Raw genomic sequence first — 24265 nt, forward strand, 5'->3', positions numbered from 1 at the left:
TGGCTCACGCGCCGAGCGCGTCCTTCACCGAGGTGAGCGCGGCAGGCAGGGCCGAGGCATCCGTCCCGCCGCCCTGCGCGACGTCGTCGCGCCCGCCGCCGCCGCCGCCGAGCACGCCCGCGGCGCCCTTGGCGAGCACACCCGCCTTGGCGCCGGCCGCGCGTGCGGCCTCGTTGGTCGCGACGATCACGACGGGGCGTTCGTTCACGACCGCGCCGAGGGCGACGACGGCCGCCTCGGAGCCCAGCCGCTCGCGCACCTGCAGCGCCAGCGAGCGGACGTCGTCGGCGGATGCCGCAGACCCGAGCGATTCGGCGACCACGAGCGTGTCCCCGACGCGGGTCGCGCCCGCCGCCAGCGCGGGCAGCCGGTCACCGAGTGCCTTCGCCTCGAACGCGGCGATCTTCTTCTCGGCCGCCTTGAGGCTGGCCTGGAGCTCGGCGATGCGCGCCGGGAGCTGCTCGCGCGGCGCCTTCAGCGAGGTCGTAAGGTGCGACACCAGTGCGCGCTCGGCGGCCAGCGACCGGAACGCGTCGAGCCCGACGAGAGCCTCGACGCGGCGGTTGGACGCGCCGACCGACGACTCGCCGACGAGGTTGATGAGGCCGACCTCGGCGCTGGTCGACACGTGGGTGCCCGCGCAGAGCTCGCGCGACCACGGACCGCCGATGTCGACCATGCGCACCGTGTCGCCGTACTTCTCGCCGAAGAGCGCCATCGCGCCGAGCGCCTTGGCCTCGTCCAGCGGCAGCACGCGCGTCGTGACCTCGAGATTGTCGCGCACCGCGTTGTTGGCGATCTCCTCGATCTCGGACTTCGTGGCGTCAGACAGTGCCTGTCCCCATGAGAAGTCGAAGCGCATGTAACCCGCGCGGTTGAGAGACCCCGCCTGCGTCGCGGTCTTGCCCAGCGTGTCGCGCAGCGCCGCGTGCACCAGGTGCGTCGCGGAGTGCGCCTGGCGGGCGGACCGCCGGTTCGCGGCGTCGACGACCGACGTCGCCGGCTGACCGATGCCCACCTCGCCGGTGGAGACCTCGACCGTGTGGCTCACCAGCCCCGGGACGGGCTTCTGCACGTCGAGCACCTCGAGCTCGAAGCCGGGGCCGACGATGACGCCCTTGTCGGCGACCTGTCCGCCGGACTCGGCGTACAGCGCGGTCTCGGCCAGGATGACCTCGGCGATCTGCCCGACGCTCGCGCGGTCGACCGAGACGCCGTCGACGAGGATGCCGAGGACGCGCGACTCCGTCTCGAGATCGGTGTAGCCGGTGAAGACGGTCTCACCCTTCGCGCGCAGGTCGCGATACACGCTGGTGTCGGCGAGCTGGCGCTTGCGCGCGCGGGCGTCGGCCTTCGCGCGGGCGCGCTGCTCCTGCATGAGCGTGTCGAACGCCGCGCGGTCGACGGTGAGGCCGGCCTCCTCGGCGATCTCGAGCGTGAGGTCGATCGGGAAGCCGTACGTGTCGTGCAGCAGGAAGGCCTCGGCGCCGGCGAGCGTCGTGCCGCCGGAGCCCTTGGTCTCGGCGAGCGACTCGTCGAGGATCGACTCGCCCGCCGCGAGCGTGCGCAGGAACGTCGACTCCTCCGCGAGCGCGTACTGCGAGATGCGCGCCCAGTCGGCCTCGACGACCGGGTAGGCGTCCTTCATGGCGTCGCGGGAGGCCGTGAACAGGACCTCGAAGGTCGGGCCGTCCACGCCGAGGAGCCGCATCGAGCGGATGGCACGGCGCATCAGGCGGCGAAGGATGTAGCCGCGGCCGTCGTTGGAGGGCGTCACGCCGTCCGACATGAGCATGAGCGAAGACCGGACGTGGTCGGCGACCACGCGGAAGCGGACGTCGTCGTCGTGGTTCGCCCCGTACGTGCGTCCCGACAGCTCCACGGCCTTGTCGAGCACCGGACGCACCTGGTCGGTCTCGTACATGTTGTCGACGCCCTGCTTGATGAACGCGATGCGCTCCAGGCCCATGCCGGTGTCGATGTTCTTGTTCGGCAGCTCGCCGACGATGTCGAAGTCGTACTTCGAGCGCACGTTGGTGATCTCGTACTGCATGAACACGAGGTTCCAGATCTCGACGTAGCGGTCGTCGTCGGTCGCGGGACCGCCGTCGATGCCGTACTCGGGACCGCGGTCGAAGAAGATCTCCGAGCAGGGGCCAGCGGGGCCCGGAAGCCCGGTGCTCCAGTAGTTCGTGTCCTTGCCGAGTCGCTGAATGCGGTCCGCGGGCAGCTCGGTGAGCTTCAGCCAGAGGTCGTGCGCCTCGTCGTCCTCTTCGTAGACGGTGACCCAGAGATCCTTCGGGTCGAAGCCGAGGCCGCCGTCCCTCTCCGGCGTGGTGAGCAGGTCCCACGCGTAGCGGATCGCGCCTTCCTTGAAGTAGTCGCCGAAAGACCAGTTTCCGAGCATCTGGAAGAACGTGCCGTGGCGCGGCGTCTTGCCGACCTCTTCGATGTCGTTGGTGCGGATGCACTTCTGGTTGTCGGCCGCCCGCGCGTACGGCGCGGGGACGTCGCCCGACAGGTAAGGGATGAACGGAACCATGCCGGCCACCGTGAACAGGAGCGCCGGGTCGTCGGTCACCAGCGATGCCGAGGGGACGATGGTGTGGCCGTTCTTCTCGAAGTAATCGAGGAAGCGCTGGGCGATCTCGGCGGTCTTCATTCGGGTCCTTGCGTGTGCGTGCGAGTGCGTGCGTGTTCGGGGTGTGTGTCGGTGAGACGGCTCGCGCCCGGCATGAGCGGGCGGGCGGGCGATCAGTCGGCGAGCTTGCGCGCGGCGTCGCCCACCGTGTCGGCGACGTTGCCGGCGGCATCGGATGCCGCGGCCAGGGCGCTCGAGGCGGCGTCGGCGGCGGCATCCCGCACATCGTCGACCAGACCCGCGAAGCGCGCCTCCTGCTCGCGATACGCGTCGCCCATGCGGTCGGTGAACTCCGTGATGCGGGCGTCGACATCGGCGAGGATTTCGTGGCCGCGCGGGTCCTTGTTGACCAGATGCGCGAGCACGAAACCGCCGGCGATGCCGAGCAGGAACCACAGGAGGTTCTTCATGTCACCACTTCCTCGCGGGCCGCCGGGGCGCGGCATCCACCCATCGTATGCGGAAACCGTGTCGATCATGCCGAACCGGGCATCCCGTCGCCGCCGGGGACGACGAAGGGCGCCGGGGTGATCCCGGCGCCCTTCGTGCGAACCGCGGCGCTTATCGCGCTGTGTTCCTCAGGACGCAGCGCTGACGCGCGTTCCTACGAACCGCGGCGCTTATCGCGCTGTGCTCTTCAGGACGCAACGCTGACGCGCGTTCTTGCGAACCGCGGCGCTTATCGCGCTGTGTTCTTCAGGACGCAGCGCTGACGCGCGTTCTTGCGAACCGCGGCGCTTATCGCGCTGCGTAGTACTCGACGACGAGCTGGACGTCGCAGACCACGGGAACCTCGGCGCGCTTGGGGCGACGCACGAGACGGGCCTGGAGCTTGTCGAGCTCGACCTCGAGGTAGGACGGAACCGGGGGCAGGACGTCGGCGTGACCGCCGGCAGCGGCCACCTGGAAGGGCTCGATGCCCTCCGACTTGGCCTTGACGTGGATGAGCTGACCCGGCTTCACGCGGAACGACGGGCGGTCGACGAGCTGGCCGTCCACGAGGATGTGGCGGTGCACGACGAGCTGACGCGCCTGCGCGGTGGTGCGGGCGAAGCCGGCGCGCAGGACGAGCGCGTCCAGGCGCATCTCGAGCTGCTCGACGAGGTTCTCACCCGTCAGGCCCTGGGTGCGGCGGGCCTCGTTGAACTGGATGCGCAGCTGCTTCTCGCGAATGCCGTACTGCTCGCGCAGACGCTGCTTCTCACGCAGGCGGACGGCGTAGTCGCTGTCGGCCTTGCGCTTGGTGCGGCCGTGCTCGCCCGGAGCGTAGGGACGCTTCTCGAGGTAGCGGGCAGCCTTGGGGGTGAGCGCGACGCCGAGGGCGCGCGACAGACGGACCTTGCGGCGGTCCTGGGACTTCGTAGCCACGAAGTGTTCCTTTCGATGACGCTGCCGTGTCTTTCACGGCTCGCGGACGTATCGCCCTGTCTTCGCCCTGTCCGGACTGCACGCCGGGGCATGCCGGAAGGTGGATGAAGAAGAGAGGGGATGCCCGAAAACTGCGTTTCGAGCCGCTCAAGTCTATCAGACCGGGGCTTTTGGCCCGACCGGGCTCACTTGCCGTCGAGGATGCGCCGGATCTTCTCGAGGCGCGCCTGCACATCGCGCTCGGCGCCGAGCGCCTTCGGCTCGTAATAGCGGCGCCCGCGCAGCTCGTCGGGCAGGTACTGCTGCGCGGCGATGCCGATGTCGGCGTCGTGGGGGTACACGTAGCCCTTGCCGTGACCGAGGCGCTTGGCACCCGGGTAGTGGGCGTCGCGCAGGTGCACCGGCACGCGTCCGAAGCCGCCGGAGCGCACGTCGGCGATCGCGGCGTCGATGGCGAGGTAGGCGGCATTGGACTTCGCGGTGGTGGCCAGGTACGCCGTCGCCTCCGCGAGCGGGATGCGGCCCTCGGGCATGCCGATGAACTGGACCGCATCGGCGGCGGCCACGGCGATGGGCAGCGCCTGGGGGTCGGCCAGGCCGATGTCTTCAGCGGCCGAGATGATCAGGCGCCGGGCGATGAAGCGCGGGTCCTCCCCTGCCTCGATCATGCGCGCCAGGTAATGCATCGCCGCATCGACGTCGGACCCGCGGATCGACTTGATGAACGCGCTGATGACGTCGTAGTGCTCGTCGCCCTGCCGGTCGTATCGCAGCAGCGCCCGGTCGACCGCCTGCGCGACGTGCTCCGACGAGATCTCGGGTGGGGCGTCGCGGGCGGTGGCGTCGTCGTCCTCATCGTCTTCGTCGTCCGCCTCGTCGGGAGTGGCGAGGGATGCCGCGGCCTCGAGCGCCGTGAGCGCTCGCCGTGCATCGCCCGAGGCCAGCCGCACGAGGGCGTCGCGGGCCTCGTCGCCGAGCACCACCGCGCCGGCCAGACCGCGTGCGTCGGAGACGGCGCGGTCGAGCAGCATCTTCAGGTCGTCGTCGGTCAGGGGCTTCAGCGTCAGCAGGAGCGATCGCGACAGCAGCGGCGAGATGACCGAGAACGACGGGTTCTCGGTGGTGGCGGCGATCAGCACGACCCAGCCGTTCTCGACGCCGGGCAGCAGCGCGTCCTGCTGGGCCTTCGTGAACCGGTGGATCTCGTCGAGGAACAGGATCGTCGACTGGCCGTACAGGTCACGCTGCGTGAGGGCCTCCTGCATGACCTCCCGCACGTCGCGGACGCCCGCCGTCACGGCCGACAGCTCCACGAACCGTCGCCCCGATGAGCGCGCGATCGCCTGTGCGAGCGTGGTCTTGCCGGTGCCGGGTGGCCCCCACAGGATGACCGAGGTCGCAGCACGGGCCGCGGCGTCCGGATTCGCGAGCGTGACCAGTGGGGAACCGGCGCGAAGCAGGTGGGATTGGCCGGCGACCTCCTCCAGAGAGGTGGGCCGCATGCGCACGGCGAGGGGCGTCAGCCCCTGGAAGAGCGCGGTCGGACTTGTCACCCCACCAGGCTATCCCGCGGTCGCGACACCGGATCGGGCGCGGGTTTTGGCCCCCGCCGTGCGGCCCCGTAGGATCAAGCCGCCCGGGCGCCGACCCGGACCGCACCGTCGCCGGCTCCTCAGCGGACCACCGTGCGCGAGGTGCAGGGTATACAGGAGGTCACGTGGCGACCGGTGGCAAGAACCGCGATGGGCGGGCCGCGCGCGAGCGCTCGCGCCTGTACGAGGCGCGACGTCGGTTCCACGACGACCAGGCACGACGCCGCACGCGGGACAACCTGATCGCGGGCATCGTCGGAGGCGTCCTGGTGCTGGGCCTCATCGGGTCGCAGACCGCCTACTTCCTCGCGGGCCCGGGCGCTCCTGCTCCGACGCCCACCTCGACGCCCGCGCCCACCGGCACGACGCCCGCGCCGAGCCCGACGGCGACCACGACGCCCGAGCCGACGGTCACGCCCACGCCCTGATATCGGCGGCTTCGCGTTCGCAAGGGCATCGGAGACGAGGCATCCGCCGTACTAGGCTGTGAGCCGTCCTACTCCCTACGACGGCGTATGCCGCGATGAGGTGCATCCCGTGACTGCCGCAGCAGACTCCCAGCCCGAGACCGACAACCCCGAGACCGCCGGTCCCGCCGACCACGAGGCCCCCGCCGACGCCTCGACGCCCGCTGACGTCGCGGACGACGCGGCCGCCGCGTCGTCCCTCGAGGCCGACGGGTCATCCGTCGAAGCCGACCCGCAGGCTGCCGCCGGTGAGGGCGAGCAGCCCGAGGCCGCAGTCGCGGACGCCGAGCTCTCGGCGACCCCGGAGCCGGCCGAGGGTGAGCCCGCCGCCGACATCGAGGCCGAGCCCGCCGCTCCCGAGGGCGTCGACGACGTCGCGATCGAGGTCGTCGAGGTCGACGTGATCGAGGTCGCCGACGAGACCGGGGTCGTCGCCGTCGAAGTGGTCGAGGTCGTCGTGGAGGAGGCCGCGCCGGTCTCCGCCGACGAGCCCTGGGGTCGCGTCGACGACGACGGAACCGTCTCGGTCCGCGAGGCCGGCGGCTGGCGCGTCGTGGGCCAGTTCCCCGACGGCTCGCCCGAGGAGGCGCTCGCCTACTTCGAGCGCAAGTACACGGACCTCGCGAGCGAGGTGACGCTGCTCGAGGTGCGCCACCGCCGCGGCGGCGCCTCCGCCTCCGACCTGCGCTCCACCGCTCGCACGATCAACGGCAAGCTCGACGGCGCTGCCGCGGTCGGCGACCTGGCGAGCCTGGTCGCCCGCGTGGCGGCGCTCACCCAGACGCTGGCCGCCGAGTCCGAGACCGAAGCGGTCGCTGCTCGCGAGGCGGTCGACGACGCCGTCAAGGCGCGCACCGAGCTCGTCGAGAAGGCCGAGGCGCTCGCTGCCCGCGACCCGCGCACCGTGCAGTGGAAGCAGGCGACGGCGGAGCTCAACTCGCTGTTCGACCAGTGGCAGTCGCAACAGCAGAACGGTCCGCGACTTCCGAAGTCGACCGCGCAGCAGCTGTGGAAGAGGTTCCGCGACGCGCGCGCCACCGTCGACAAGCACCGCCGCGCGTTCTACGCCGAACTCGACGAGGCCCACAAGGTGGTCCGCGACCGCAAGACGCGTCTGGTCGAGAAGGCCGAGGCGCTCTCCTCGAAGGGCGAGGACGGCATCCCCGCCTACCGCGAGCTTCTCGATCAGTGGAAGACCGCCGGCCGCGCCGGCAAGAAGGTCGACGACGCGCTGTGGGCACGGTTCAAGGCAGCCGGCGACGCCCTGTACGGAGCGCGGATCGAGCGCGAGACGGCGGATGCCGAGGCTTCGCGCGAGAAGATCGAGCAGAAGCGCGCCCTCCTCGAGGAGGCGAAGGTCGTCGCCGACGAGCGCGACCTCGCGAAGGCGCGCTCGATCCTCACCGGCGTCCAGCGCCGCTGGGACGAGATCGGCCGGATCTTCCCCCGCGACACCGAGCGTTCCCTCGACGACGAGCTGCGTCGCGTCGAGAACGCGCTGCGCTCGCGCGAGGACGCGGACTGGAAGCGCAACGATCCCGAGCAGAAGGCGCGCGCCAACGACATGACGCGGCAGCTCACCGACGCGATCCACAAGCTCGAGGACGAGCTCGAGGCGGCGAAGAAGTCGGGCGACAAGCGGGCCATCTCGGCAGCGACCGAGGCGCTCGAGGCTCGCAAGTCCTGGCTCAAGGCGCTCGGCGGCTGATCCTCTTCACCCGGCCGTCGCGGTGACGACGGCCGGGTTGTCCACAGGCGCCGGGATGCGGCATCCGTCGGCGCTCAGGGGTGCGGCAGACTGCCCCCGTGGCATCGCCCTTCCTCTACTTCGCAGACGACCGGCTCTCGCGCGCCGAGTTGACGGCGGCGTGTCTCGACGGCGACCTCGTCGCTCTCGGTGACGCGTACATGCCCGCGGACGCGGTCGAGACCGCCGCTCTGCGCGCGGGCTCGCTGGCCCCGATCCTGGGCGACACCCTCGCCGCCACGCACCTGTCGGCGGCGTGGGTGCACGGCGCCCTGACGGCGCCGCCGACGCGCCACACCGTGCAGCGCGCCGTCGCCCGTCGACTCGGCGTCGTGCCCGATCGGCGGCTGGTCTACCGAGACCTCGCCGTGGACGCGCGCGATCTGCAGCGGCTGGGCGGCGTGCTCGTGACGTCGCCGGCGCGTACCCTCGCCGACCTCGCGCGCGTGGAAGATCCCGATCACGCGATGGCGGCGCGGCTGCTGGCGGACGCGGATCCGGATGCCGTCACTCGCGCGATCGACGACCTCGAGGCGGGCGTCCTCCCCCACAAGAGGGCGGCCCTGGTGCTCCTGCGGTCGTTCGCGTCGGCCGTCAGGACGACGTGACGCGGTAGACGTCGTAGACCGCGTCGATGCGGCGCACCGCGTTGAGCACGCGGTCGAGGTGCACGATGTCGCCCATCTCGAAGACGAAGCGGCTGAGAGCCAGGCGGTCGTTGGTCGTGGAGACCGTGGCCGAGAGGATGTTCACGTGGTGCTCGCTGAGGACCCGCGTGACGTCGCTCAGCAGGCCCGACCGGTCGAGCGCCTCGACCTGGATCTGCACGAGGAAGACGCTCTTCGTGGTCGGCGCCCACTCGACGTCGATGAGGCGCTCGGGGTCCTCCATGAGCGACTTGACGTTCGTGCAGTCAGCGCGGTGCACCGACACACCGCTGCCGCGCGTGACGAAGCCGACCACCTGGTCGCCCGGGACCGGCGTGCAGCACTTGGCCAGCTTGACCAGGATGTCGGGGGCGCCCCGCACGAGCACGCCGGAGTCGCCGCCGCGCGGCGCGCGGGAGCGGCCCACCTGCGGCAGGTCGATCGGACCGGTCGCCGTGTCGTTCGCGGCGACGAGCGCGGTGACCTTCTCGATCACCGACTGCGTCGAGACGTGGCCTTCGCCCACCGCGGCGTACAGCGCCGACACGTCCTCATAGCGCAGCTGGTGGGCGACCTCGGTGAAAGAGTCCTGGTTCATCAGGCGCTGGAGTGGCAGGTTCTGCCGCCGCATCGCGCGGGCGATGGACTCCTTGCCCTGCTCGATGGCCTCTTCGCGCCGCTCCTTGGTGAACCAGCCGCGGATCTTGTTGCGTGCGCGGGTGCTCCTGACGAAGCCCAGCCAGTCCTGGCTGGGGCCCGCGTCGGGGTTCTTCGAGGTGAACACCTCGACGACGTCACCGCTCTTGAGCTCTGACTCCAGCGGCACCAGGCGGCCGTTGACTTTCGCGCCCATCGTGCGGTGGCCGACCTCGGTGTGCACCGCGTAGGCGAAGTCGACCGGGGTCGCGCCCGCCGGCAGACCGATGACACGGCCCTTCGGCGTGAAGACGTAGACCTCTTTTGCGCCGATCTCGAAGCGCAGCGAGTCGAGGAACTCCCCCGGGTCGGCCGTCTCGGCCTGCCAGTCCGAGATGTGCGCGAGCCAGGCCATGTCGGTGTCGACGGACTTCGAGTCCGTCTTGCCGCCGTTCATCTGCTCTTTGTACTTCCAGTGGGCCGCCACACCGTACTCGGCCTGCTGGTGCATCTCGTGGGTGCGGATCTGGATCTCGACCGTGCGCCCGCCCGGCCCGATCACCGTGGTGTGCAGCGACTGGTACAGGTTGAACTTCGGCGTCGCGATGTAGTCCTTGAAGCGACCGGGCAACGGTGTCCACCGGGCGTGGATGGCGCCGAGCACCGCGTAGCAGTCGCGCACGCTGCCCACGAGCACGCGGATGCCGATGAGGTCGTAGATGTCGTCGAACTCGCGGCCGCGCACGACCATCTTCTGGTACACCGAGTAGAGCTGCTTCGGGCGGCCCATGACGCGGCCGCGGATCCTGAGCTCGCGCAGGTCGGTGTCGACGGCGTCGATCACGTTGTGCACGTACTGCTCGCGCTGCGGCGTGCGCTGCTTCACGAGGCTGTCGATCTCGGCGTACAGCTTGGGGTGCAGGACGGCGAACGACAGGTCCTCGAGCTCGGACTTGATCGCCTGGATGCCGAGGCGGTGCGCCAGCGGCGCGTAGATCTCGAGCGTCTCGGTGGCCTTCTTGCGAGCCTTCTCAGGCGGCACGAACCCCCACGTGCGCGCGTTGTGCAGCCGGTCCGCGAGCTTGATGAGGAGCACCCGGATGTCGCGCGACATCGCGACGATCATCTTTCGGACGGTCTCGGCCTGCGCGCTCTCGCCGTACTTGACCTTGTCGAGCTTGGTCACTCCGTCGACGAGCATGGCGACCTCGTCGCCGAACTCGCTGGTGAGCATGTCGAGCGAGTACGCGGTGTCCTCAACGGTGTCGTGGAGGAGAGCCGCGGCGATCGCCCTCGGCCCGAGGCCGAGATCCGCGAGGATCTGCGCGACAGCGAGCGGATGCGTGATGTACGGCTCGCCGCTCTGACGGGCCTGACCCGAGTGCGCGTTCTCGGCGACCGAGTATGCCCGCTCGATGATCGTGAGGTCGCCCTTGGGGTGGTGCGTGCGCACCGTCCGGAGGAGCTGTTCGACGTCGTCGCGCCGCGCGGAACGCGAGAAGATCCGCGGCACCAGGCGGCGCAGGGACGAGGACTGGGCGGGAGGGACGGTCTCGGTCATACGATCCCCTCCCCTCCGCCGGACCTCACAATCCTACGCCCGCGCCGCGGACGCTCAGGCCGGGGTGCCGGCCAGCTCGCGCGCCGCCACCACGCGTGCGTCGCGCGTCTTGATCGACGGCTCGCTCTCGCGCAGGAGCGAATACAGCGGCGCGGCGACGAAGATCGTCGAGTACGCGGCCACGATCGTTCCCACGAAGATCGACAGCGACAGGTCGGTGAGCGTCTGCGCGCCGACCCAGATGAGGCCGATGAACAGGATCGCGCCGGTCGGCAGGATCGCCACGACGGTGGTGTTGATCGAGCGCACGAGCGTCTGGTTCACCGCGAGGTTCACCGACTCGCCGAACGTGCGACCGGACACCTCGCCGTCTTCGCTCGTATTCTCCCTGATCTTGTCGAACACGACCGTCGTGTCGTACAGCGCGTACGACAGGATCGTCAGGAAGCCGATGACGGCGGCCGGCGAGATCTCGAACCCGAACAGGGCGTAGATGCCGATCGTGATGATGAGCACGTCGACCAGGCCGATGATCGCCGACAGCGACATCTTCCACGTCCGGAAGTACAGCGCGAGGATGATGGCGGTCAGGGCGAGGAAGATCGCGAGCCCCCACAGCGACTGGCGGGTGACGTCGGCACCCCAGCTGGGACCGATGAAGGCGTAGCTGACTTCGCTCTCCGGCACGTCGTACGCCTCGGCGAGGGCCGCGGAGACCTCGCGGCTCTCGGCATCCGTCATCTGATCGGTCTGGACGCGGACCGCGTCCTCGCCGATCGTGACCACCTTGGTCGTGGCCTCGGGAACCACCGAGAGCACCGCGTCGGTCGCGAGCGACTGGTCGACCGGCGCGGTGACGCCGTTGACCGTGAACTGGGATCCGCCGGTGAACTCGATGGAGAACTGGATCGGGCGCAGGAGCGGCACCAGCGCCGAGCCGATCACGAGGATCGCGGCGATCAGGAACCACAGGTTGCGCCGGCCCACGAAGGGGAAGGATGTCTTGCCCGTGTAGAGGTCGTTGCCGAACTGGCTCATGGAGCGCATCAGTCGTCTCCCTCCTTGGCGGTCGTGCCGGGTTTGTCGGCGGCCGCCAACTCGGCCTGCTTGCGTTCGGCGATCGTCTGTCGGCGTGCGGCCTCACCGCGGGCCTTGGCGTTGCGGCGGCCGGCTGCGCCGCTCGCGAGCACCGGGTCGCGGAACTGCGCGCGGCCGCGGTACACGGCGCCGAGCGCAGTCGGGTCGAGCCCCGAGAGCGGATGCCCCGACCCGAAGAACCGGGTGCGCGCCAGCAGCTGCAGCACCGGGTGGGTGAACAGCACGAAGATGAGCACGTCGATCGCGGTCGTGAGACCCAGCGTGAAGGCGAAGCCCTTCACCGTCGAGTCGGCGAGGATGTACAGCACCACCGCCGCGAGGATGTTGATCGACTTCGAGATGTAGATCGTGCGCTTCGCGCGGCCCCAGCCGTCCTCGACGGCCGCGGTGATCGACTTGCCGTCGCGCAGCTCGTCGCGGATGCGCTCGAAGTAGACGATGAACGAGTCGGCCGTGAAGCCGATCGTCACGATGAGGCCGGCGACACCGGCGAGCGAGAGGCGGAAGCCCATGCGCCACGCGAGGATGCACAGCGTGACGTAGGTCAGCACCGCCATCACCGCGAGCGAGGCGATGATGATGAAGCCGAGGGCCCGGTAGACGATGAGCGAGTAGATCGCCACCAGCGCGAGACCGATGAGGCCGGCGATGAGGCCGATCTGCAGCTGCTGGGAACCGAGCGTGGCCGAGATCGAGTTCGAGCTCTCGACCGTGAAGCTCAGCGGCAGGGCGCCGTACTTCAGCTGGTCGGCCAGGACCTTCGCGGTCTCCTGCGTGAAGCTGCCCGTGATGCTCGGCTTGCCGTCGAGGATCACGCCGTTCATGGAGGGTGCCGACAGGACGTAGCCGTCGAGCACGAAGGCGAACTGGTTGAGCGGCGGGTCGGCACCGAAGAGACGCTGGCTGATCTCGCCGAAGGTCGCGGTGCCGTCGGAGTCGAACGAGAGGTTGACCGCCCACAGGCCGTTGTTCTGCTGGACGCCGAACGTCGCGTCGTCGATCGACGAGCCGTCGAGCTCGACCGGCCCGAGGATGTACTTGACGGTGCCGTCGGCGTCACAGGTGATGAGCGGCTCGTCGGCCGGGGCGTTCGCCGGGTCGTTGCTCGGGTCGGCGCAGTCGTAGGCGAGGAACTCCGCCTGGAGAGCCGGGGTGATCCACGCCGTGTCGCTGCCGTCGGTCGGCGCGGTCGTCGGCGTGGCCTGGAGGCTCGGGTCGGGCGTCGGGTACGGCGTCGCGTTGCCGTCCTCGCCGACGAACTCGGTGGCGGGGTCGCCCGCGTACAGCACCGCGCGCAGCTGGAGCTGCGCGGACGCCTCGATGCGGTTGCGCGTCTCCTCGTCGGCCTGGCCGGGGATCTGCACGACGATCTGGTTGCCGCCCTGAGTGGTGACATCGGCCTCGCCGACGCCCGAGGCGTCGACGCGCTGGCGGATGATCGTGACCGCCTGCTGCATCTGCTCCGCCGACGGGTCGGCGCCGTCCTCGGTCTGCGCCTCGAGGACGATCTGCGTGCCGCCCTGGAGGTCGAGGGCGAGCGCCGGGGTCCACGAGCTCTGTCCGAAGACGTAGACGCCGAGGGCGTTGATGCCGAACAGGAGCGCGGTGATCGCGAGGAGACCGGTCAGTGCGCGCCATGCATGCCGGACGGGAGTGGATGTCGCCACGTTTGTGCTTTCTCGAGACGCCCGAGGGCGGGCGGAGGGAAAGGGGTCAGCCCTGCGACTTGGTGCCCGACTCGGTGTCGGGGTCGCTCTTGTCCTTGGTGGCGCTCTGGTCGTCGCTGATCGAGGTGATGTCGCCGTTGGCGACGCCCTCGGCGTACTCGGCGTGGCTCTCCTCGGCGGCGAGGTACTCGTCCTCGGTGACCGCGCCGGTGCCCGGGGTGACCACGCGCAGGATCGCCTGGCTGTGCACCTTGATCTCGACGCCCGGGGCGAGCTCGACGATGGCGGGCTGGTCGAGGTTGTCGGCGTCGTACGAGACGATCGTGCCGTAGAGGCCGCCCTGCAGCAGCACCTCGGAGCCGGGGACCGTCTGACGCGCCTTCTCCTCCTGCTCCAGCTTCTGCTTCTGCATGCGGCGACGGGAGCTCCAGAACATGAAGACGAGGAGCACGACCAGCAGGATGATGAGGCCGTAGTTGCTCAGGAAGGTAGCGAGGTCCATGGGAGCCGGAAGCGCCTTTCGGGTCAGGCAGGCGCCGGGGCGGCGCTGCCTTGCAGGAGGAGGGTGGGCGAAAGCCTCCAGCGATTATAGGTCATCGAATCCCAGCACCGAGTCGACGGCCGGCACGCCCAGGTGGGCGTAGGCGTCGGGCATCGCGATGCGGCCGCGTGGCGTGCGCCCCATGAAGCCGATGCGGACGAGGTAGGGCTCGACCACCGATTCGATGGTGTCGGGCTCTTCGCCCACCGCGACGGCGAGTGTGCTGAGGCCGACGGGGCCGCCGCGGAAGCGGCGCACCAGCGCGTCGAGCACGGCTCTATCGAGCCGGTCGAGCCCGATGCGGTCGACGTCGTAGAGGTCGAGCGCCGCGTCCACCGCGGCGATGTCGGCGCCCGTGCGGCCGTGGACGACGAGGTAGTCCCGCACGCGGCGGAGCAGCCGGTTCGCGATGCGGGGCGTGCCGCGCGAGCGGCGGGCGATCTCGGCCCGCGCGGCGGGCGGGAGCGACACTCCGAGCATCACGGCGGAACGCTCGATCACGCGCTCGAGCTCTTCCGGCTCGTAGAACTCGAGGTGCGCCGTGAAGCCGAACCGGTCGCGCAGCGGATTGGGCAGCAGCCCCGACCTCGTCGTGGCGCCGACCAGGGTGAACGGCGACAGATCCAGCGGGATGCTGGTGGCGCCCGCACCCTTGCCGACCATGATGTCGATGCGGAAGTCCTCCATCGCGAGGTACAGCATCTCTTCGGCGGAGCGCGCCATGCGGTGCACCTCGTCGATGAAGAGCACTTCGCCCGGCGTGAGGCTGGAGAGCAGGGCCGCCAGGTCGCCGGCGTGCTGGATCGCCGGGCCGCTGGACAGTCGCAGCGGGCGGCCGCTCTCGTGGGCGACGATCATGGCGAGGGTGGTCTTGCCGAGTCCGGGAGGCCCGGACAGCAGGATGTGGTCGGCCGGGCGCTGCTGGATGCGGGCCGCGTCCAGCAGCAGCTGCATCTGCCCGCGGACCTTCTGCTGGCCGACGAATTCCGCGAGCGACGTCGGTCGCAGCGCGCCCTCGATCGCGAGCTCGGTCTCGTCGACAGGCTCGCCGGCCTCGCGCACGTCAACCACCGACCGTCTCCTTGCGTGCGGGGCCGAGCGTCGCGAGCGTGCGGCGCAGCAGCGCGGGGACCGACGCGCGGTCCGACTCGGGCGCGTCTGCGGCGACGGTGTCGACCGCCTCGGCCGCAACTCGCTCGGACCAGCCGAGGCCCACCAGCGCCTGCACGACCTGCGCGGGGATCCCGGCGGAGTCCACCGCACCGGTGCCGCTCGTGCCCGCCGGCCGCGTCACGGCGATCTTGCCGGCGAGCTGCAGCACGATCAGCTTGGCGGTCTTGGGGCCGATGCCCGACACCCGCCGGAACGGGGCGTCGTCGTCGGCGGCGACCGCGTCGGCGATCTGCGGCACCGTGAGCGTCGCCAGGACGCCGAGGGCGGACTTGGGCCCGACGCCCGTGACGCCGAGGAGCAGTCCGAAGACCGACAGCTCCTCGCGCGACTCGAAGCCGAACAGCGACAGCGCGTCTTCGCGGACGATGAGCGACGTGTGCAGCGTGACGGCGTCGCCCACATGCGTGGTGCGCGCCACCTGCGGGGTCACCGCCACGTGGAGGCCGACTCCTCCGACTTCGACGACGACCGCATCCGCATCGACGTGCACGGCGGTGCCGCGGACTGAGGAGATCATGCGTCGAGCCTACGGGGCGGTTCGGACGTTTGTTCGAGCGACACGCGCCCGTCACCGGCGCGCGAGTCGCTCGGCGTCCGCCCACGCGCGCTGCGCCGGCGTGAGCGACCCGGAGGCCTTCGCCGCGGCGGGCGCGCCGCGCCAGGCATGGCAGAGCGCCAGAGCGAGCGCGTCGGCGGCGTCGGCGGGCTTGGGCAGCTCCTCCAGGCGCAGCACGCGCGCCACCATCGTCTGCACCTGCCGCTTGTCGGCGTTGCCGTAGCCGGTGATCGCGGCCTTCACCTCGGACGGAGTATGGGTGGCGGCGGCCAGACCCCGCTCGCCGGCGACGAGCAGTGCGATGCCGCTCGCCTGGGCGGTGCCCATGACCGTCTGTCGGTTGTGCTGCGCGAACACGCGCTCGACGGCCACGACGTCGGGACCGTGCGCATCCAGGACCGCTCGCAGCCCCGTCGCGATCACCGCGAGCCGCTCCTCGATCGGCGCGCCGGGGTCGGAGCGCACGACGCCGACGTGCACGAGGCTCGCCGAGCGATCGGGCGCGACGTCGACGACGCCGACGCCGCAGCGCGTCAGACCGGGGTCGATGCCGAGCACGCGCAGCCGACCGCGGGAGGTTCCGGTTGCCACTCCCCCACGCTAGGCGAGGACGACGGATGCCGCGGCCAGGCGCGCCTGGCCGCGGCATCCGTCATCGATCAGTCTTCGTCGTTCTCGAGCTCGGCCTGCACGTCGGCGGTGAGGTCGAAGTTGCTGTAGACGTTCTGGACGTCGTCGCTGTCTTCGAGCGCGTCGATGAGGCGGAAGACCTTGCGCGCCGTGTCGGCGTCGACCTCGACCTTGAGGTTCGGCACGAACTCCACGTCGGCCGACTCGTAGTCGATGCCGGCGTCCTGGAGCGCGGAGCGGACCGTCACGAGGTCGGAGGCCTCGGTGATCACCTCGAAGCCCTGCGCGTGAGGCTCCACCTCTTCGGCGCCCGCCTCGAGGACGGCGAGCATGACGTCGTCCTCGCTCGTCCCCTCGCCGCCGACGACGATCACGCCCTTGCGCGTGAAGTTGTAGGCGACGCTGCCGGGGTCGGCCAGGGTCCCGCCGTTGCGGGTGAGCGCGGTGCGCACCTCGGCCGCCGCGCGGTTCTTGTTGTCGGTCAGACACTCGATCATGAGGGCTACGCCGTTCGGGCCGTAGCCCTCGTACATGATCGAGGAGTACTCGACCGACTCGCCGCCGATGCCGGCGCCGCGCTTGATCGCGCGGTCGATGTTGTCCTTGGGGACCGACGTCTTCTTCGCCTTGAGGACGGCGTCGAACAGGGTCGGGTTGCCCTGCAGGTCGGGTCCGCCGAGCTTGGCGGCCACTTCGATGTTCTTGATGAGCTTGGCCCACGACTTCGCACGGCGCGCGTCGATGACGGCCTTCTTGTGCTTGGTCGTCGCCCACTTGGAATGCCCGGACATGGTCCTCCTGAATTCGCGCTCGTCGGGGTGCGGGCGCGGGAACGCCTCGCCCCGACGGACTAGTTTATCCCCGAGCTAGAGCGCGAACTCGAAGCCGAAGCGCGACGACAGCAGCGCCACGAGGTCGCGCGGCACCTTCGTCAGGTATGCCGGCGCCGGCGCCAGCGTCTCGGCCGAGCCGATGAAGGGGAAGTACACCGGCCCCTCGGTGAGCTGCTCCACGCGGTCCCGCACCGCGACGATCTCGCCGCCGACGCGCCGCAGATTCGGCAGCGTGATCGGCGACGCGAGCCGCAGCGTATCGCTGATCGGCATGCGCCAGTGAGGCAGGTCGTCGCCGCGGCGGTCGCGCTGCTCCTCGCCCAGGGGTCCGAGCACCCGTCCCCACGCGGCGATGCCGGGAACGGAGAGCGTGCGGTCCCAGACGAACAGGGTGTCGCCGGGCTCGGTGAACCCGACGAGCTCATGCGACCACTCGAAGCGGCGGTCGCCCTGGGCCTTCGGGGCCGACAGCGCGTCGCCCACGACGCCGCGCGACGGCGCGATCATCCAGTAGCGCTCCTCGGGGTGCTCGCGCCACCAGTCGTTGATCGTCATGGGTCAGAATCTACCCCGCCACGTCGGCGGACTCCGTCAGCGGACGCGCTCGCGCACCATGTCGAGGAAGAGCGCGTGGAAGCGGTGCTCGCCGGTCACCTCGGGGTGGAATGCGGTGCCGAGCAGCGCGCCGTGGCGCACGGCCACGATCCGTCCGTCGTCCAGGCTCGCGAGGCGCTCGACACCGTCGCCCGCCTCCTCGACGAGCGGTGCGCGGATGAACACCGCATGCACCGGCGGGTCGTCGAGCACCGGCACGTCGAGGTCGACCTCGAACGAGTCGACCTGGCTGCCGAACGCGTTGCGCCGGACGGTGACGTCGAGGCCGCCGAAGGTCTGCTGACCCTCGATGCCGTCGGTGATGCGATCGGCGAGGAGGATGAGGCCCGCGCACGTGCCGTACACCGGGAGGCCGTCGGCGATCGCCTCGCGGATGGGCTCACGCATGCCGAAGGCTCGCGACAGCTTGTCGATCACGCTGGACTCGCCGCCGGGCAGCACGAGCCCGTCGACGGTCGCGAGCTCTTCCGGCCGGCGAACGGTCGTCGCGTCGGCGCCGAGGTCCGTGAGTACGCGCACGTGCTCACGGACGTCTCCCTGCAGCGCCAGCACGCCGACGCGGGGCCGGTCGGTCGTCACCAGCCGCGCTCGGCGAGCCGGTGCGGGGCTGCGAGGTCGCCCACGTTGATGCCGACCATCGCCTCGCCGAGGCCGCGCGACACGTCCGCGATGACCTTCGGGTCGTCGTAGAAGGTCGTCGCCTTGACGATGGCTGCTGCCCGCTGGGCGGGGTTGCCGGACTTGAAGATGCCCGACCCGACGAACACGCCGTCCGCGCCGAGCTGCATCATCATGGCCGCGTCGGCGGGTGTCGCGACGCCGCCGGCGACGAACAGCACGACGGGGAGCTTGCCCGTCTCGGCGATCTCGGCGACCAGCTCGTAGGGCGCCTGCAGCTCCTTGGCCGCGACGTACAGCTCGTCCTTGGTCATCGAGCGCAGCACGTTGATCTCGCTGGAGATCTTGCGGATGTGCTTGGTCGCCTCCGACACGTCGCCCGTGCCCGCCTCGCCCTTGGAGCGGATCATCGCGGCGCCCTCGTTGATGCGGCGCAGCGCCTCGCCGAGGTTGGTCGCACCGCACACGAAGGGAACCGCGAACTTCCACTTGTCGATGTGGTTGACGTAGTCGGCGGGCGAGAGCACCTCGGACTCGTCGATGTAGTCGACGCCGAGCTCCTGCAGAACCTGCGCCTCGACGAAGTGCCCGATGCGGGCCTTCGCCATGACCGGGATGGACACCGACGCGACGATGTCGTCGATGAGATCGGGATCGCTCATGCGGGCGACTCCGCCCTGTGCGCGGATATCGGCCGGGACCCGCTCGAGCGCCATGACGGCGACGGCGCCGGCGTCCTCGGCGATCTTCGCCTGATCGGCGGTGACGACGTCCATGATGACGCCGCCCTTGAGCATCTCGGCGAGTCCGCGCTTGACGCGGTCGGTTCCCGTGTCGGCAGCAGTGGTCACGAGCTTTCCCTTCGATCGGCGCGCGGAGCGCAAACGGGTGAGGACAATGCGGGTATTGGCCTAGGCCAAAAGATAGCATGGACCGCGCCCTACACTCGGGCGATGGCGGGGATGTGACGGAGGCTGGAATGGATCTCGATATCAGCGGTCGATCCGCGGCGGAGATCGCCGAGAGCCTTCGCGCGCTCATCGAGCGCGGCGACCTGCATCCCGGCGAAGCGATCCCGCCCGTCCGCGCTCTCGCCGAGCAGCTCGGGGTCAACCGCAACACCGTGGTGGCCGCGTACCGCCAGCTCGCCCAGGCCGGGGTCATCGTCACGCGCGGGCGCGGCGGTACCCGCGTCGCCGATCTCTCCCCCGTCGCCCAGGAGGGGTTCGCGGCGGGGAGCGTGCTGCGCGACGTCGGCACCGGCAACCCGGATCCCGAGCGGATCCCCGATCCGTCCTTCGCGCTGGCCGGCATGGCAGGACGCCCGGTGCTGTACGGCGAGCCTGTGATCGACCCGGGCCTGGAGGCCTGGGCGCGCGAATGGATGCGCGCGGACCTCGCGCCCGAAGCCGATATGCGCCTCACGATCACGAGCGGCGCCGCGGACGCCGTCGAGCGGCTGCTCGCGCAGGCGCTCACCCGCGACGACGCGGTCGCGCTCGAGGATCCGTGCTTCCTGACGAGCATCCACACCGTGCGCATCGGCGGCTACCGCCCGGTGCCCGTGCCGGTAGACGACGAGGGAATGACGGTCGCCGGACTGCGTGCCGCGCTCGAACTCGGCGTGCGCGCGGTCGTCCACACGCCCCGCGCGCAGAATCCCACGGGCGCCAGCCTCTCGGCGCGGCGAGCGGCAGAGCTCCGCGACGTGCTGCGCGAGCATCCGTACGTCCTCGTCATCGAGGACGACCACTTCTCCCTGTTGTCGCAGCGGCCGTTCCACTCGCTCATCGGCCCGGACCACCGGCGATGGGCATTGGTGAGGTCGGTCTCGAAGTTCCTCGGTCCCGACATGTGCCTCGCGGTGACCGCATCCGATCCCGAGACCGCCGAGCGGCTCGCGATGCGTCTCACCCCCGGCACGACCTGGGTGAGCCACCTGCTGCAGCGGCTCACCCACGCGCTGGTGACGGATGCCGGGACCATGGCGGCGATCGACCGCGCCGGCGCCCACTACGCCGAGCGCAATGCGGCGTTCGTCGATCTGCTCACGACCGCGGGCATCCCGGCCGACGCCGGCGACGGGCTGAATCTGTGGATCGCGCTCCCGGTACCCGCGCGGGCGGTGTCGGAGCAGCTGATGCGGCGAGGGTGGCTCGCCCGCCCCGGCGACGAGTTCGTGCTCGGTGACGACCGTGCGTCGGACCGGCTGCGTCTGACCGTGCACGACCTCGACGACGCCGATGCCCAGCGACTGGCCGCCGATGTGGCCGCCGCGGTGCGCGCCGCCGGTGGACGGCTCGCCACGCGGGAAGTGGCATGATCGAGCGGTGAAGATCCTCTCGATCCAGTCCGCGGTCGCCTACGGTCACGTCGGCAACTCCGCCGCCGTCTTCCCGCTTCAGCGCATCGGCGTCGAGGTCATGCCGGTCTACACGGTGAACTTCTCCAACCACACCGGCTACGGCGCCTGGCGCGGCCCGCTCATCGACCCGGACGACGTCCGCGACGTGATCACGGGCATCGAGGAGCGCGGCGTCTTCCCGCAGGTCGACGTCGTGCTCTCGGGGTACCAGGGCGGCGAGGGCATCGCCGACGTGATCCTCGAGGCCGTGGCCAAGGTCAAGCAGGCCAATCCCTCGGCGGTGTACGCGTGCGACCCGGTCATGGGCAACGCGAAGTCGGGCTGCTTCGTCGCCCCGGCGATCCCGGTGCTGCTGCGCGATCGTGTGGTGCCCGCAGCCGACATCATCACCCCGAACCAGTTCGAGCTCGGCTTCCTCACCGAGACCGATCCAGCCGACCTCGAGTCCACACTCGCCTCGGCGGACCTCGCCCGCGACATGGGTCCCCGCACCGTGCTCGTGACAAGCGTGGAGCGGCCCGACCGCCCCGAGGGCACGATCGAGATGCTCGCGGTGACGGACGACGGCGCCTGGATGGTGCAGACCCCGCACATCCCGATGAAGGCGAACGGCTCGGGCGACGTCACGGCGGCCCTCTTCACCGCCCATTACCGTCGCACGGGCGACGCGGCCGACGCCCTCGCGCGCACGACGTCGAGCGTGTACGACCTGCTCGAGCGCACCCACGCGTCGGGCGAGCGCGAGCTGCAGCTCGTCGAGTCGCAGGAGGCCTACGCTCACCCGCGCCTGCAGTTCGACGTCACCCGGGTGCGCTGAACCGGACGCTGTCGGATGACGGATGCCGCGGCATCCGTCATCACCGCGTCAGGCGTTCCAGGCGTCGAAGACGACCCGCCGCACGTCGCCGAGCAGCTGCGGCAGAGCCTTCGTCTTGGCGATGATCGGGAAGAAGTTCGCGTCCGAGCCCCACCGCGGCACGATGTGCTGGTGAAGATGCTCGTCGACGCCGGCTCCCGCCACGTGCCCCTGATTCATGCCGATGTTGAAGCCGTCGCAGCGCGAGACCTGACGGAGGACGCGCATGCCCTGCTGCGTGAGCAGGCCGATCTCGGCGACCTCGTCGTCGGTCGCCTGGTCGTACGTCGCGATGTGGCGGTACGGGCAGACCAGCAGGTGGCCGGAGTTGTACGGGAACAGGTTCAGCAGCGCATAGGCGGTGCGCCCCCGGAAGACGATGAGGCCTTCCTCGTCGGACTTGCGCGGCGCCTCGCAGAACGGGCACTCCTTGCGCAGCACCTCGGGACCCGCCTGGATGTACGCCATGCGGTGCGGGGTCCACAAGCGCTGGAACTCGTCGGGCACCCCCGGCAGCGTCGCGGCGTCGACGAGGGCGGAGTCGGCAGCGGTCTCCGCCGTGCCCTGCCCGCCCTCGTCCGGAGTCACGCGCCCTTCGACAGGCTCAGGAACCGCGACTTCGCGGTCGCGACTCCCCGCAAGCGGGTGGTCGCTCACGCGAAGTCCTCCGCGGTGTTCACCAGCGCGTGAGAGGCGATCGCCTCTCGCACGCGGCGCACGGCGTCGGCGATCGGCACGCCGTTCTCCTGCGAGCCGTCGCGGAAGCGGAACGACACCGTGCCGGCTGCCTGGTCCTGCGCGCCCGCGATGAGCTGCAGCGGCACCTTCTGGGTGGTGTGCGTGCGGATCTTCTTCTGCATGCGGTCGTCGGAGTGGTCGAGCTCTGCGCGCACACCCTCCGCCTTCAGCTGGTCGATGACCTCGCCCAGGTAGTCCGCGAAGTCCTCCGCGACGGGGATGCCGACAACCTGCACCGGCGACAGCCAGACCGGGAACGCCCCCGCGTAGTGCTCGAGCAGGATCGCGAAGAACCGCTCGATCGAGCCGAAGAGCGCGCGGTGGATCATGATCGGCCGCTTCTTCTGGCCGTCGCGGTCGGTGTACTCGAGCTCGAAGCGCTCGGGCAGGTTCGGATCGACCTGCACGGTGGACAGCTGCCAGGTGCGGCCGATGGCGTCGCGGGTCTTCAGGTCGATCTTCGGGCCGTAGAACGCCGCCTCTCCGGGAACCTCGGTCAGCTTCAGGCCGCTGGCGACCGCGACGTTGCGCAGCGCGTCGGTGGAGTACTCCCAGAACTCGTCGGAGCCGATCCACTTGTCCTTCTCGTCGTCGCGCATCGAGAGCTCCAGCTCGAAGTCGTCCAGCCCGAAGTCGCGCAGCATCGAGATCACGAACTCGAGGACGCGGGTCGCCTCCTCCTCCAGCTGCTCGGGCGTGACGAACAGATGCGAGTCGTCCTGGGTGAAGCCGCGCACGCGGGTGAGGCCGTGCAGCGCCCCCGAGAGCTCGTTGCGGTAGACGGTGCCGTTCTCGGCGAGCCGTATCGGCAGGTCGCGGTAGCTGCGCGCGCGCTCCTTGTAGATGAGGATGTGCATCGGGCAGTTCATCGGCTTCAGGTAGTAGTCCTGGCCGTGCTTGACGATCTCGCCGTGCTCGTCGCGCTCCTCGTCCATCACGATCGGCGGGAACATGCCCTCCTTGTACGTGACGAGGTGGTTCGAAGTGAGGAACAGGTCCTCCTTCGAGATGTGCGGCGTGTACACGTAGGTGTAGCCGCCCGCGATGTGGCGGCGACGCGCGTGCTGCTCCATCTCGCCGCGGACGATGCCGCCGCGGGGATGCCACACCGACAGGCCGGAGCCGATCTCGTCGGGGAAGGAGAAGAGGTCGAGGTCCTTGCCGAGCTTGCGGTGGTCGCGCTTGGCCGCCTCCTCGAGACGGGTCTGGTACGCGCGCAGCTCGTCCTTGGTCGGCCAGGCGGTGCCGTAGATCCGCTGGAGCTGCGGGTTCTTCTCGCTGCCCCGCCAGTAGGCGCCGGCGATCCGCTGCAGCGCCCAGCCGTTGCCGATCATGCGGGTGTTGGGCAGGTGTGGCCCGCGGCAGAGGTCCTTCCAGACCGTCTGACCGTCGCGGTCGACGTTGTCGTAGATGGTCAGCTCGCCGGCGCCGACCTCGACCGAGGCGCCCTCGGTCTTCTCGGCTCCCGCGCCCTTCAGCCCGATGAGCTCGAGCTTGAAGGGCTCGTCGACGAGCTCGACGCGCGCCTCCTCGTCGGTCACCACGCGGCGGACGAAGCGCTGGCCCTCGCGGATGATGCGGGCCATCTCCTTGTCGATGGCCTTGAGGTCCTCGGGCGTGAACGGGTGCTCGACGCCGAAGTCGTAGTAGAAGCCGTCGGTGATGGGCGGGCCGATGCCGAGGTTCGCCTGCGGGTTGATGCGCTGGACGGCCTGGGCGAGCACGTGCGCCGTGGAGTGGCGCAGGATCGCGAGCCCGTCGGGGCTGTCGATGGTGACGGGCTCGACGGCATCCGTCTCCTCCACCACCGTCGCGAGGTCCTTTAGTTCGCCGTTCACGCGAAGCGCGACCACGGAGCGGTCGGGGAACAGGGCGAAGCCGTCGGCGGGATAGGGCACAGCGTCAGTCACGGAAAC

At 70.3% G+C, this 24265-nt stretch carries 22 protein-coding genes; 5 read left to right on the top strand and 17 right to left on the bottom strand.

Going from position 1 to position 24265, the window contains the following annotated elements; all coding sequences use genetic code 11:
* Positions 1 to 4 precede the first annotated feature (4 nt).
* From alaS to IM767_RS08980, 4 genes are all read right to left on the bottom strand, one after another.
* Complete coding sequence (gene alaS, locus IM767_RS08965; RefSeq protein WP_109209472.1) at positions 5 to 2662, bottom strand: alanine--tRNA ligase; 2658 nt, start codon at positions 2660 to 2662, stop codon at positions 5 to 7.
* Positions 2663 to 2754: 92 nt separating this feature from the next.
* The gene (locus IM767_RS08970) at positions 2755 to 3051 is read right to left on the bottom strand and encodes an ATPase (RefSeq protein ID WP_109209473.1); all 297 of its coding nucleotides are present in this window, start codon (positions 3049 to 3051) and stop codon (positions 2755 to 2757) included.
* Between the two features lie 328 nt (positions 3052 to 3379).
* The gene (gene rpsD / locus IM767_RS08975) at positions 3380 to 4009 is read right to left on the bottom strand and encodes a 30S ribosomal protein S4 (protein WP_109209474.1); all 630 of its coding nucleotides are present in this window, start codon (positions 4007 to 4009) and stop codon (positions 3380 to 3382) included.
* 185 nt (positions 4010 to 4194) lie between these two features.
* A complete protein-coding gene (locus IM767_RS08980) occupies positions 4195 to 5562 on the bottom strand; it encodes a replication-associated recombination protein A (RefSeq protein WP_109209475.1) in 1368 nt (455 codons plus the stop codon).
* 164 nt (positions 5563 to 5726) lie between these two features.
* On the opposite strand from IM767_RS08980, the gene IM767_RS08985 reads away from it, so the two are divergent.
* The 3 genes from IM767_RS08985 to IM767_RS08995 all read left to right on the top strand — a co-directional run bounded on the left by IM767_RS08985 (position 5727) and on the right by IM767_RS08995 (position 8423).
* On the top strand, positions 5727 to 6029 hold the full coding sequence (locus tag IM767_RS08985) for a dioxygenase (RefSeq protein ID WP_109209476.1): 303 nt from the start codon (positions 5727 to 5729) through the stop codon (positions 6027 to 6029).
* Between the two features lie 109 nt (positions 6030 to 6138).
* Positions 6139 to 7776: a DUF349 domain-containing protein gene (locus tag IM767_RS08990; protein ID WP_194398842.1), complete on the top strand. Its 1638-nt coding sequence runs from the start codon at positions 6139 to 6141 to the stop codon at positions 7774 to 7776.
* Positions 7777 to 7874: 98 nt separating this feature from the next.
* Positions 7875 to 8423 carry a type IV toxin-antitoxin system AbiEi family antitoxin gene (locus IM767_RS08995; RefSeq protein ID WP_109209477.1) on the top strand — a complete coding sequence of 183 codons (549 nt, stop codon included), beginning with the start codon at positions 7875 to 7877 and terminating at the stop codon, positions 8421 to 8423.
* Here IM767_RS08995 and IM767_RS09000 read toward each other — a convergent pair.
* From IM767_RS09000 to pdxS, 11 genes are all read right to left on the bottom strand, one after another.
* Positions 8410 to 10659, bottom strand: a complete 2250-nt coding sequence (locus IM767_RS09000; protein WP_109209478.1) for a RelA/SpoT family protein — start codon at positions 10657 to 10659, stop codon at positions 8410 to 8412. The genes IM767_RS08995 and IM767_RS09000 overlap by 14 nt on opposite strands.
* A 54-nt stretch (positions 10660 to 10713) precedes the next feature.
* Positions 10714 to 11706, bottom strand: a complete 993-nt coding sequence (secF, locus tag IM767_RS09005) for a protein translocase subunit SecF (protein ID WP_109209479.1) — start codon at positions 11704 to 11706, stop codon at positions 10714 to 10716.
* On the bottom strand, positions 11706 to 13424 hold the full coding sequence (gene secD / locus IM767_RS09010) for a protein translocase subunit SecD (RefSeq protein ID WP_109209480.1): 1719 nt from the start codon (positions 13422 to 13424) through the stop codon (positions 11706 to 11708). Before secD ends, secF begins: the two co-directional genes overlap by 1 nt.
* Positions 13425 to 13470: 46 nt before the next feature.
* Positions 13471 to 13926: a preprotein translocase subunit YajC gene (locus IM767_RS09015; protein ID WP_109209481.1), complete on the bottom strand. Its 456-nt coding sequence runs from the start codon at positions 13924 to 13926 to the stop codon at positions 13471 to 13473.
* An 84-nt stretch (positions 13927 to 14010) separates the two neighbouring features.
* The gene (gene ruvB / locus IM767_RS09020) at positions 14011 to 15036 is read right to left on the bottom strand and encodes a Holliday junction branch migration DNA helicase RuvB (RefSeq protein WP_109209482.1); all 1026 of its coding nucleotides are present in this window, start codon (positions 15034 to 15036) and stop codon (positions 14011 to 14013) included.
* Positions 15029 to 15655 carry a Holliday junction branch migration protein RuvA gene (ruvA, locus tag IM767_RS09025; protein ID WP_109209483.1) on the bottom strand — a complete coding sequence of 209 codons (627 nt, stop codon included), beginning with the start codon at positions 15653 to 15655 and terminating at the stop codon, positions 15029 to 15031. The genes ruvB and ruvA overlap by 8 nt, the downstream gene beginning before the upstream one ends.
* A 51-nt stretch (positions 15656 to 15706) precedes the next feature.
* Positions 15707 to 16285, bottom strand: a complete 579-nt coding sequence (gene ruvC / locus IM767_RS09030; protein ID WP_194398843.1) for a crossover junction endodeoxyribonuclease RuvC — start codon at positions 16283 to 16285, stop codon at positions 15707 to 15709.
* A 68-nt stretch (positions 16286 to 16353) separates the two neighbouring features.
* Positions 16354 to 17115: a YebC/PmpR family DNA-binding transcriptional regulator gene (locus tag IM767_RS09035; protein ID WP_109209484.1), complete on the bottom strand. Its 762-nt coding sequence runs from the start codon at positions 17113 to 17115 to the stop codon at positions 16354 to 16356.
* 75 nt (positions 17116 to 17190) lie between these two features.
* Positions 17191 to 17712 (bottom strand): hypothetical protein, encoded by a 522-nt coding sequence (locus IM767_RS09040; protein ID WP_109209485.1) that lies wholly within the window; start codon positions 17710 to 17712, stop codon positions 17191 to 17193.
* Between the two features lie 36 nt (positions 17713 to 17748).
* Positions 17749 to 18354 carry a pyridoxal 5'-phosphate synthase glutaminase subunit PdxT gene (gene pdxT, locus IM767_RS09045; protein WP_109209527.1) on the bottom strand — a complete coding sequence of 202 codons (606 nt, stop codon included), beginning with the start codon at positions 18352 to 18354 and terminating at the stop codon, positions 17749 to 17751.
* Complete coding sequence (gene pdxS, locus IM767_RS09050) at positions 18348 to 19241, bottom strand: pyridoxal 5'-phosphate synthase lyase subunit PdxS (RefSeq protein ID WP_109209486.1); 894 nt, start codon at positions 19239 to 19241, stop codon at positions 18348 to 18350. The genes pdxT and pdxS overlap by 7 nt, the downstream gene beginning before the upstream one ends.
* Positions 19242 to 19369: 128 nt before the next feature.
* Between pdxS and IM767_RS09055 the strand changes: the two genes are divergently transcribed.
* Both IM767_RS09055 and pdxY read left to right on the top strand, forming a co-directional pair.
* Positions 19370 to 20713 (top strand): aminotransferase class I/II-fold pyridoxal phosphate-dependent enzyme, encoded by a 1344-nt coding sequence (locus tag IM767_RS09055; RefSeq protein WP_109209487.1) that lies wholly within the window; start codon positions 19370 to 19372, stop codon positions 20711 to 20713.
* A 7-nt stretch (positions 20714 to 20720) separates the two neighbouring features.
* Entirely contained in the window at positions 20721 to 21572 is an 852-nt protein-coding gene (pdxY, locus tag IM767_RS09060) for a pyridoxal kinase PdxY (RefSeq protein WP_109209488.1), read from the top strand.
* Between the two features lie 48 nt (positions 21573 to 21620).
* On the opposite strand, the gene IM767_RS09065 is transcribed toward pdxY, so the two are convergent.
* Together IM767_RS09065 and thrS are read right to left on the bottom strand one after the other, a co-directional pair.
* Complete coding sequence (locus tag IM767_RS09065; protein WP_422613770.1) at positions 21621 to 22199, bottom strand: HIT family protein; 579 nt, start codon at positions 22197 to 22199, stop codon at positions 21621 to 21623.
* A gap of 65 nt (positions 22200 to 22264) precedes the next feature.
* Entirely contained in the window at positions 22265 to 24259 is a 1995-nt protein-coding gene (gene thrS / locus IM767_RS09070; protein ID WP_239453212.1) for a threonine--tRNA ligase, read from the bottom strand.
* Between the last annotated feature and the right edge of the window lie 6 nt (positions 24260 to 24265).

Source organism: Microbacterium ureisolvens (assembly GCF_015278315.1).
GTDB lineage: Bacteria > Actinomycetota > Actinomycetes > Actinomycetales > Microbacteriaceae > Microbacterium > Microbacterium ureisolvens.